The following is a 1,073-nucleotide window of genomic DNA, read 5'->3' on the forward strand; positions in this document are numbered from 1 at the left end:
TGTGTGTTAGTTAGTCGACTCAGGCGGCGGTGTGGATGTACGCCAGATTCGGGTCATGGAAGAATCCACGCACCAGATGCGGCAGACGCTGCAGGCGGCGCAGCCCTGAAACAGCCAGGCGCTTCATCTGATCCGGGCCAGTGATCACAGCCCGACCGACCTGGTCGTTTTTGATGTTCTTCCATACCCATTCATCCGGGTTCAGCTGCGGGGAGTACCCGGGCAGGAAGAACAGCTTCAACATCCCTTCACTGTTTTCAGCGAACTGGCGGACCTCCTTCGATCGGTGCACCGGGTGCCCATCAACGATCAGGTAGACCGGCCCCTGGGTATCTCGCATCAGCCGTTTGACGAAGTCGATGAACTTCGGTGCGGTCATCGACCCAGTAAACGTGGAGAACCGCAGCAACCCTTTGGCAGTGACCGCTGAGATCATATTCAGACTGAACCTTGCCCCAGTGGTCTTCACCACCGGAGTCTGCCCCTTGGCCGCCCAGGTGCGCCCTGCATGATGGTCAGAACGCAGCCCCGCCTCATCAGCGAAGTACACCGTGGCCCCTTGTTTCTTCGCGTTCTTGGCAATCTGGGGGTACTGCTGCTCTTTGAACGCCTTGACCTTCTCTTCATCGGCCTGCCAGGCCCGCCACAGCGGCCGCTGCGGGGACAGCCCCAGCCGGTGCAGCATCCGAGACACCGCAGAGACTGACATCTGAACCCCGAACCTCTCAGCGATCAACTGCTGGACGATCTTGCGGGTCCACAGCGCGTAGTCGAAACGCAACTGCGAAGGATCACAGCCGGCCACCCACTCATAGACCTGGGCCAGCTGCTCATCAGAAAGTTTCGAAGGCCGGCCAGGCACCGGGCGGGACAGCACCGCTTCCCGGCCACCCTCACGGTACTTCGCCAGCCACTTGTACACCGTCTTTCGATGCAGCCCCAGGGCTGCGGCAATCTCCTCAGGATGTTGACCCTCAGCGACCTGGTCGATAGCCCGAAGCCGCAGCACCTCCAGGGTGTGATGATCGATCTTGCGGCCATCGTTATTGCGCATACTCCAGTCTCCCAGAGCA

1 protein-coding gene is annotated in these 1,073 nt (G+C 60.4%); it reads right to left on the bottom strand.

The window, feature by feature from the left end; all coding sequences use genetic code 11:
- Window positions 1–19: 19 nt before the first annotated feature.
- On the bottom strand, window positions 20–1,054 hold the full coding sequence (locus F0311_RS11250) for an IS630 family transposase (RefSeq protein WP_150462039.1): 1,035 nt from the start codon (window positions 1,052–1,054) through the stop codon (window positions 20–22).
- Window positions 1,055–1,073 lie beyond the last annotated feature (19 nt).

It is taken from the genome of Nesterenkonia ebinurensis (genome assembly GCF_008711175.1).
In the GTDB taxonomy this organism is placed as follows: Bacteria; Actinomycetota; Actinomycetes; order Actinomycetales; family Micrococcaceae; genus Nesterenkonia; species Nesterenkonia ebinurensis.

What these genes read in the sequence shown, in the direction of transcription:
- F0311_RS11250 (WP_150462039.1), bottom strand. Translation starts at nt 1,054, where the DNA reads ATGCGCAATAACGATGGCCGCAAGATCGATCATCACACCCTGGAGGTG.